Origin of the sequence: Flavobacterium sp., assembly GCF_013823965.1 — a bacterium.
Lineage (GTDB): Bacteria > Bacteroidota > Bacteroidia > Flavobacteriales > Flavobacteriaceae > Flavobacterium.
The window spans coordinates 25,565-35,124 of sequence record NZ_PNNA01000075.1 but is presented as its reverse complement, the minus strand read 5'-3'; the positions used below and the strand labels follow the sequence as shown (position 1 = coordinate 35,124).

At 36.9% G+C, this 9,560-nt stretch carries 5 protein-coding genes; 3 read left to right on the top strand and 2 right to left on the bottom strand.

The features are described from left to right. Together C0430_RS08885 and C0430_RS08880 are read left to right on the top strand one after the other, a co-directional pair. Positions 1-5,422: LamG-like jellyroll fold domain-containing protein (locus C0430_RS08885; RefSeq protein WP_290868389.1), on the top strand; the 5,422-nt coding region annotated here is incomplete at its 5' end. A gap of 139 nt (positions 5,423-5,561) precedes the next feature. Further along, entirely contained in the window at positions 5,562-5,801 is a 240-nt protein-coding gene (locus tag C0430_RS08880) for a hypothetical protein (RefSeq protein WP_290868387.1), read from the top strand. Between the two features lie 66 nt (positions 5,802-5,867). On the opposite strand, the gene hisS is transcribed toward C0430_RS08880, so the two are convergent. Next, positions 5,868-7,238 carry a histidine--tRNA ligase gene (hisS, locus tag C0430_RS08875; RefSeq protein ID WP_290868383.1) on the bottom strand — a complete coding sequence of 457 codons (1,371 nt, stop codon included), beginning with the start codon at positions 7,236-7,238 and terminating at the stop codon, positions 5,868-5,870. A gap of 181 nt (positions 7,239-7,419) precedes the next feature. On the opposite strand from hisS, the gene C0430_RS08870 reads away from it, so the two are divergent. Beyond that, positions 7,420-8,661: an ABC transporter permease gene (locus C0430_RS08870; protein WP_290868380.1), complete on the top strand. Its 1,242-nt coding sequence runs from the start codon at positions 7,420-7,422 to the stop codon at positions 8,659-8,661. A 35-nt stretch (positions 8,662-8,696) separates the two neighbouring features. Here C0430_RS08870 and prmC read toward each other — a convergent pair whose 3' ends face one another. Further along, on the bottom strand, positions 8,697-9,557 hold the full coding sequence (prmC, locus tag C0430_RS08865) for a peptide chain release factor N(5)-glutamine methyltransferase (protein ID WP_290868376.1): 861 nt from the start codon (positions 9,555-9,557) through the stop codon (positions 8,697-8,699). Positions 9,558-9,560 lie beyond the last annotated feature (3 nt).

Here is a 9,560-nt window from a genome sequence, read left to right as displayed (position 1 = left end):
AACTTGGACCGTCAAAGATGCTGCAAATAACATAACTACTTGCACCCAAAACGTGACCGTTACGGATGATGAAATTCCAACCATTACAGCTCCAAACAATGTCACAGCAGGTACTAATATTGCATGTACAGCTACAGGCGTCGTTTCTGGTGCTCCAATAACAACTGACAACTGCGCCGTTACAAAATTAATTTGGACAATGACCGGTGCTACAGTTGCTTCATCACCAAATACTGGAATAAATAATCTTGGCGCATATACTTTCAATTTGGGGACTACAACAATTGCTTATACTGTTTTTGATGCAGCTGGAAATTCGGCAGCCGCTTCTTTTACAATAATCGTTAAAGACACCACTAATCCGACCTTGGCGCAAGGCTCAAATCAGTCTGCCAATACCACCATTGGAACTTGCACTGCTTCAGTTGCGATAATAGATGCAAGTTTTACAGATAATTGTTCTGGTTCATCGATTGCTTATACATTGAGTGGCGCCACCGTAAAAGCTTTAACAACAGGCCAAGTGGGAATTCATACTTTCAACAAAGGAGTAACAACAATCACTTATACCGTAACTGATGGAGCAACACCAGCAAATACTTTTACGGGAACAAAGACCGTGACCGTGACCGATAATGTAAAACCAGTTGCCCCTACTCTGTCTACAATAAATGCCCAATGTGGCATAACAGTTCCTTTCCCTGTGGCAACAGACAATTGTGATGGCTCGGTAACCGCTACAACTAGTGATAGCAGGACTTTTAACGAACAAGGAAATGGCTCAATAATTTGGTCATTTAAGGACAGTAGCAATAACGAAACCATTGTAACTCAAAATGTAGTTATAGATGACACCATTGCTCCTGTGCCAAGCATAGCTAGTTTGCCTTTAATACCAGTTACAAATTGCAGTGTAGAGACGTTAACTCCGCCTACTGCAAATGATAATTGCAAAGGACTCATAACTGGCACAACAACGACTCCTTTCCCAATAACAACAATAGGTACAACTGTAATTACTTGGACATATAATGACGGAAATGGAAATACAACAACCCAAACCCAAAATATCACGTTAACAGCTCCTCCAATTTCGGGAGGAACTCTATTAGGTTATCTTTCTGATTTGATTCCTGCAGCTGTTCCCAGTGATAATATTGCCATCACTTCATGTCCTGATAAAATAAACCCCATCACAATAAATTTGTCTGGAGAAATAGGCACAATCGTTCGTTGGGAAAAATTTGAAGCAGGAAACGCGTCATGGAGTGTAGTTCCAAATACCACTAATTCGTATAATATTATTTTTGATTATGACAACACCAAATCCACTTTATTTAGAGTGCTGGTACAAGTAGGAAATTGTACAAAATATTCGAATATGCTAAATGTACATGCAATTCCTCCTGATGTTCCTCCTATTTTAGACCAAACAGATTTTAACATTTGTCTAAATGAAACTGTTTCACTGATAGCTCGCAGCGGATATTCTTCAACAGTGGCAATAGGGGATGGAGGTGATTTCAATGAAGGACAATTCCCTGACAAATGGGATCCTACACAATGGAAAATTGACGATGTAGTGGCAGGAACGGCTTGGACGGCAGCAGCAAATAACACAAAAGTCAACAACTGGACAGGAACCAATGATGATAAAAACGTAGGCACACTCTATGTAATAAAATATGACAATGGAGCACAAGGCAAGAAATTTGGAATGGCACACGGGAATTACAATAGTGCAGATTACATTTCCAGGTTTGGCGTAGGCCCAACAACTCTGGAAACACCAATATTTAGCCTTGTAGGACTACAAACTGCTTCAGTTAACTTTGACCAAGCTTTTAATCTACATGCTGGAGATTATGCCAAATTAGAGTTGTCATTAGATGGTGGAGCCACTTATACTATCACTTTACAAGAATTAATAGGAACAAACCCGCCACTTACATGGGACTGGCAAAATCATCCACCTTCAACTGCTAATTCTTATATGTTCGCAAACGACAATTCCTCTTTTGACATATCTGATTATATTGGAAATGATAATGTAAGGGTAAAATGGACCTTTTTTGGAACGACAGACGAAAGTGCTTGGGCTATAGACAATATTACCATTCCTGTTAGACCTTACAGTGATATTATCGAATGGACCGATGGACTTGGCGATCCAGGTGAATATATTATACAAGGCAAATTAGAAGTTGCTTATACTTTTATTCCATCTGCTCCGGGTGTTCACCAATATGGAGCAACAAATCTAATTAACGGTTGTAGAGCCTACGATCCAGATGGAACTGCTCTAGCCACTGTAAAAGTAAATTATGCTTATGCTGGACAAGCACAGGGATACACCAATGCAGAGTGTGGAGAAAGAACAGTAAATCTTAATGCGTATGACAACACTAAATCAGCTGATTTAAACAAGGCTAACGGTGCCTATCCATTAGCACTCAACGATTTTAGTGATGACCCAGGCACCGGAGCAACAGGAACATGGTCCGTGGTTACTGCTTCAAATGCATGTGGAACTTATAGCTTTTCGGACACCAAAAGTCCAACCTCAACTTTTTCAGGAGATGAAGGGGATTACACTTTGAGATGGAAACTAGATGTTTCAGGTTGCTTTAGTGATGTTCAAGTAACATTGAAAAGTTGTAAAGTAATCGATTTTGATGGTGTTAACGATTATATTGCTTTTAAAAACAACTATAAATTTAGAGATAGCAATGATAATCCAACTCCATTTAGTATTGAAGTTTGGGTAAAACCAGATCCACAACCAGCCAGTCCTCCTAGCACCATTCAAACCATTATATCCAAAAGAAATGCCAACAATCTTGTTGACGGTTATGATTTAAGACTTGTTGGAAACACATTGTCCTTTAATTGGAATAATGGAAGTAAAATGACTTCTCCATTCCTATTAACTACCAGTAGATGGTATCATATTGCCGTAACTTATACTGGTTCAATTTATAGATTGTATGTAGACGGAATTGAAGTTATAAACGCTGCTGGTTCTGCACCAATAAGTAATAATTTTGCATGTATTGCAGGTGCAATGGATCAAACAGGAAACACTCCTAATAAACCTGTAAATCACTTTTCAGGATGGATGGATGAATTACGAATTTGGAATGTAGGTTTAAGTCCTGATCATGTTCGACAAATGATGAACCAACAAATTACTAATAATGGAACTGCCGTTCGAGGAGAAATAATACCTATTGACATCAAAGGTCCTGATGCCAATTCAGATGGAATTGATGACCAACCAATATCGTGGTCAAATCTTAACGGTTATTATCGTATGGACTTCATTAATTGCGGATATCTTAAACCTTTTGGAGGAAAAGGCGTTGATGGCCAATTAAGAAATATTACGAGTTCCCAGGAAGAAACCGCTCCTTTGCCTTATGTCTCAATAAGAGACGGAAATTGGATGGATAGAGGCACTGGAACAACCCCATGGAAATACAGCGATTCTGTTTGGGATTACCCTAACAGCACTGGTTATAATGGCACTCCTATAGATTGGAACATTGTACAAACAGCACACAATATTAGTTCCGGAAATAAAGACATTACCGTTTTAGGTTTAATTTCAACAGCCGGGAAATTAACAATTGCAGACCCTACAATCACCGTTCCTATCGAAAAAAATGACGGACAATCTTTATGGATAACCCATTATTTAAAATTAAATGGCAATATAGATTTAGTGGGGGAATCCCAATTATTGGAAAAAAGATATGGAGCATATAATGCATCCGACCAATTTATAACCACACAGTTCAGCGAAAGTGTTTTGGACGCAACAAGTACAGGATTTATCAAACGCGATCAACAAGGCAAAAAAAACAGTTTCAATTACAATTATTGGTCCTCACCTGTAAGCACCATCCAAGGAAGTGTAAACAATATGCCTTATACAATTAAAAATATCATAAAAGATGGAACAAATTCAGCAGCTCCCAAAACTATAAATTTTGGAACTGCCTTTGATTTTGCCGATACACCAATATCTGATCCCATAAAAATCACTGACCGATGGATATGGTCTTACAACTCCACAATAATTGGTGGTGATGAATGGGCAAATTATTATCAATGGTATCATGTTACCAGCAATGGAACATTAAAAGTTGGTGAAGCCTATACCATGAAAGGAACCGGTGGAACAGCTCCTTTAACAGATGCACAAAATTATTCTTTTATAGGAAAACCAAATTCAGGAACAATAACCCTTAACTTGACTAAAGACAACAGTTATTTAATAGGAAACCCATATCCATCAGCACTTGATGCAGATGAATTTATAAAAGACAACCTTAAAGATTGTTCAGGATGTAGAGCAAGCGTAAATTCATTCAGTGGAGCACTTTATTTTTGGGATCACTTTGGCGTAACTGACAATCACTATTTAGCCGAATACGAAGGGGGATATGCAACATATACGCTAATGGGTGGAGTTGCGGCAATCAACAACAGCCCTTTAAATTCAAATGATGGAGCCAATGGATCTAAAATACCAAAACGCTATATTCCCGTAGGACAAGGTTTTTTTATTGACGGTTATATAGATACTGAAGTATCAGGTCCACAAATACCAATTGCTGTTCAAGGAGGACCAATCCTCTTCAAAAACAACCAACGCGCATTTGTTAGAGAGCGCGAATCAAGTTCCATCTTCATGAAAAAAAGACCAACCGCCAAAACAAATACAATCCTAAAACCAAAAATAAGATTGGGTTATGATTCATCAATTGGAGCACATCGTCAATTACTGGTGGGGACTGACCCAAACACAACCACGCTTTATGACATTGGCTATGATGCCCCAATGTATGACACTAATGAAAACGACATGTATTGGGAAATCAATGACAGTCAATTCGTGATTCAAGGTGTTCCTGATTTTAATGCTGACCGAATTATTCCTTTAGGCATTGTTGTGGCAAATGAAGGTGAAATCACGATAAAAATTGATGAACTAGAAAACATTTCCTCGAGCACCAAAATTTATTTACACGATAATCTAACCGATACCTATCACGACCTTCAAAACAGTGATTTTAAAATAACGCTCGCGGTAGGCACTTATAACAAACGCTTCTCCTTGAAATTTGAAAATAAAACACAAACTCTCGATGTAGTTGAAAAAGATTTAAATGATGGAATAATAATACTATTTTCCAATAATTATAAAACATTAATCATCAAAAACAATATCGCGGATTCAACCGTAAATACAGTTTCACTTTTCAATATGTTGGGGCAAGCCATTTCAAATTGGGATGTTGAAGACAAAGAACAAACTAATATCCAAATTCCAATTAAAAACATAAGTTCTGGAATCTATATTGTAAAAGTCAAAACCTCCAAGGGAGAAAGCAGTAAAAAAATAATCGTAAACTAAACACAAATAAATACTTTTATTAAGGAAATCTTAATTTAATTCTGTTACACATCCAAACATTTATTTGTAAATTTGATAGCGAATTTAAGATTATTCACAAATTAAAATCAACAATAAAAACCTTTTAAACAAAAAAATAATGAAAAAAATATTCACCGCATTAGCAATTGTTTTATTCACGATTAGTGCTAGTGCACAACAAACAAAACCGGTTGCCAAAGCAGAAAATTGCTGCGCTAAACATGCCACTTGTGCAAAAATGACTCCCGAAGAGATTGCTAAATGTCAAGCGACTTGCAAAGCGGAAGGAAAAAAATGTACAGCACAAGAAATGGCTAAGTGCAAAAAAGAAGCAAAAAGTTGCTGCGCCAAGAAATAAATCCTTTTTTAGAAACAAAAAATGCCTCGAAATTCGAGGTATTTTTGTTTATGTTAAAAACTATAATTAAGCCAAAGCCGATTTCAATCCTTCAAAATCAAGCAAAACTTGTTCACCGGAAACTAAATTCTTCAAAGCAAATTTTCCTTCATTCATTTCGGATTCTCCAACGATTACTGCAAACGGAATACCACGTTTATCAGCGTGCTGAAATTGTTTTCCAACCTTTACATTATCAGGATACAATTCCACTTTTAATCCAAAACTTCTCAATTTCGTGATGGCTTGCATCGAATAAAAAGCCTCTTTCTCGCCGTAATTGATAAACAATGCTTTTGACGTTGAAGTCACGGTTTCCGGAAATAAATTCAATTCTTCGATAACCAAATAAATTCGGTCCAACCCAAAAGAAATCCCCACGCCACTCATATCCTTCAAACCAAAAATTCCGGTCAAATCATCATATCTTCCGCCACCACCGATGGAACCCATTGAAACCGTTTTTGGTGCAGCCACTTCAAAAATGGCTCCTGTATAATAATTCAATCCGCGAGCAAGTGTCACGTCCAAATCTAAAATCGCTTTGTTCAACCCCAAATTAGTCACGTTGTCACATATAAATCGTAACTCTTCAACCCCTTTCAATCCTTCTTGAGATTCAGTCAATAAAGCTGATAGTTTTTCTATTTTCTCCGAAATGGTTCCAGTGAAATTAAATAAAGGCTGTACTTTTTCTATCGCTGATTCTACAATTCCTTTTTCGATCATTTCTTTTTTCACGCCGTCCTCGCCTATCTTGTCGAGTTTGTCCAAAGCGACCGTAAAATCAATCAATTTATCTTTGGCTCCAATGACTTCGGCAATTCCCGAAAGGATTTTTCGGTTATTGATTTTAATCGTCACGCCTTCCAATCCCAATTGTGTAAAAACTAAATCGTACAATTGCACCAATTCAACTTCTTGCCACAAGGATTTTGATCCCACAACATCGGCATCACATTGAAAAAACTCTCTAAAACGCCCTTTCTGTGGACGATCGGCACGCCAAACGGGCTGTATTTGGTATCTTTTGAATGGAAATTCAATTTCGCTTTGGTGTTGCACCACGTATCTGGCAAAAGGAACGGTCAAATCATAACGCAAAGCTTTCTCGGAAATACTTGAAGTCAATTTATTGCTTTCTTTATTTTGCAACAATGCAGCATCGGCTTTAGCCAAATAATCGCCTGAATTCAAAATTTTGAAGATTAATCTATCACCTTCTTCCCCGTATTTTCCCATCAAGGTTTCGGAATTTTCGAACGAAGGTGTTTCTATGGGTTGGAAACCAAATTTTTCGAAATTACTTTTTATGGTTGCTATTATATATTGACGTTTTGCCACCTCAGCGGGTGAAAAATCTCTGGTTCCTTTTGGAATGCTCGGTTTTGATGCCATTTTTTAAAGTTAGAAGTTAGAAATCAGAAGTTAAAAGTCAAAAATTCCAAGTATTTCTACTTCGTATTTCTAATATCTTACTTCGTATTTCGTTTTGCAAATATCTTGTTTTTAAAATAAATATCACCTCTTCTAAAACAAACTTGTAACAAAAATTGTAATTTCGTGTCAAATAGGCACTATGTTTAAATTATTCCGAGAAAACGTCCGAATTGCAACAGGTTCAATCAGAACCCAATTGTTGCGTACCATTCTTACCGTGTTGATTATTGCTATTGGAATTACCGCTTTGGTAGGAATCCTGACAGTTGTTTCAGCTTTAGAAAACACACTATCCTCTGATTTTGCTTCGATGGGAGCCAATACTTTTAACATCAATCAATACGAAAATACCTCTCGAAGGCGCGGTGGTGGCGAAAGAGAAATAATAAATCCCATTATTTCCTATCCCGAAGCGACGGCTTTTAAAAACAAATACAGCTATCCTTTTACCGAAACTTCTATTTCTTTTACTGCAACTTCAACTGCCGAAATTAAATACGAATCCACTAAAACAGATCCAGAAAACACTATCGTGGGAGTTGACGAATATTTTTTGATAAACTCAGGTTTAGAAACCAGTTTAGGCAGAAATTTTACTGGATTTGACATCCAAAATAATACTTACAATTGCATCGTAGGCTCGGATTTTCAAAAAGGATTATTGAAAGATGTAAACCCTATAGACAAAATAATTTCGATTCGTGGAGCCAAATTTAAAGTTATTGGAGTCCTAAAAGAGAAAGGTTCCACCTTTGGCAACAGCCAAGATTTAAGGGTTTTGATTCCAATTCAAGTCGCGCGTTCCTTGTTTACAGCACCCAACATCAATTACACGATGAGCATAATGGTAGCCCAGAAAGAAATGCTGGACCAAGCCATTGACAATGCCAATAGCACGATGCGAAGAGTTCGTAAATTGAGTCCCGTGAAGGAGAATAATTTTGCCGTCGTGCGAAGCGATGATTTGATAAATAGAATCCTTAGTATGACACAATACCTAAGTATGGCTTCATGGCTAATTAGTATCATCACCATTCTTGGTTCGTCAATCGCTTTGATGAATATCATGATTGTTTCGGTTACCGAACGTACTCGAGAAATTGGAGTTCGAAAAGCGTTAGGAGCCAAAAAAAGCACCATTGCATTCCAGTTTTTTATAGAAACGTTACTTATTGGTCAAATGGGTGGTTTAGTGGGAATTATTTTAGGAATTCTGGTGGGTTTTGCTTTTGCATCAGCGATGGATTTTGCTTTTGTAATACCTTGGGGAGCCATTATAGCTGCTTTTGCAACCAGTTTTGCCGTGGCAATAGTTTCTGGTTTATATCCAGCCATTAAAGCCTCAAAACTTGATCCAATTGAAGCGTTGCGATACGAATAAAGGAATTGACAAATCAGTTTTCAAAAAATCTGAAATCAAAATTCTGCTTTCATCATTCTATTATTCCCATAAATATCTTTGCGCAATTCAATGTTTTTGAAACTCATTTTTTCAAGTAACTCCATCATTTCTTTTCCCAGATATTGATTGATTTCGAAAAATAATTGTCCGTTTGGAGACCCGTTTTTTTGTGCCAATTCCGCTATTTTTCTATAAAAAATCAGGGCATCATTATCTTCAACAAAAAGTGCCAAATGAGGTTCATTGTCCAAAACATTTTTCTTGATTTCCTGTTTTTCCAATTTTCGAACATAAGGCGGATTGGAAACGATGATGTCAAATTGCTGTTCTAAATCATCTGTTTCAAGAATATTTTTTTCGAGGAAAGTAACGTTTACTTCATTGATTTCTGCATTTCTTCGGGCTGTAACCAAAGCTTTTTCAGAAACATCGATGGCAAAAACTTGGGCATTCGGAATATTTTTTGCCAATGAAATAGCAATGCAACCGCTTCCCGTTCCAATATCGAGAATTCGAAGTGGATTTGTGGATTTGTGGATTTGTGGATTTGAAATAATCCATTCGACCAATTCCTCCGTTTCAGGTCTTGGAATCAACACATTTTCATTGACTTCAAATTCTAAACCATAAAAACTAGTTTTTCCTAATAAATATTGAATCGGAATTTCTTCTTTTAAAGAATCCAAAATCGAATTCCAAAGTTGGATTTCTTCATTGGAAAAAGTCAAGTCGAGATTTAAGGCCAAATCAATTCTTTTTAATTTTTGCTTTTCTTCCAAAATCAAATAAAAAAAACTTTCCGCTTCGCCAACATCGTAAATTGGCGAAAGTTCTTGTATGAATTGGGTCCTGTAATCCTTAATTTTCGTACTCATGAG

Bases quoted from the DNA above. Each gene is read 5' to 3' on its own strand.
- hisS (WP_290868383.1), bottom strand. From the start codon at position 7,238: ATGGCATCAAAACCGAGCATTCCAAAAGGAACCAGAGATTTTTCACCC.
- prmC (WP_290868376.1), bottom strand. From the start codon at position 9,557: ATGAGTACGAAAATTAAGGATTACAGGACCCAATTCATACAAGAACTT.
- C0430_RS08880 (WP_290868387.1), top strand. From the start codon at position 5,562: ATGAAAAAAATATTCACCGCATTAGCAATTGTTTTATTCACGATTAGT.
- C0430_RS08870 (WP_290868380.1), top strand. From the start codon at position 7,420: ATGTTTAAATTATTCCGAGAAAACGTCCGAATTGCAACAGGTTCAATC.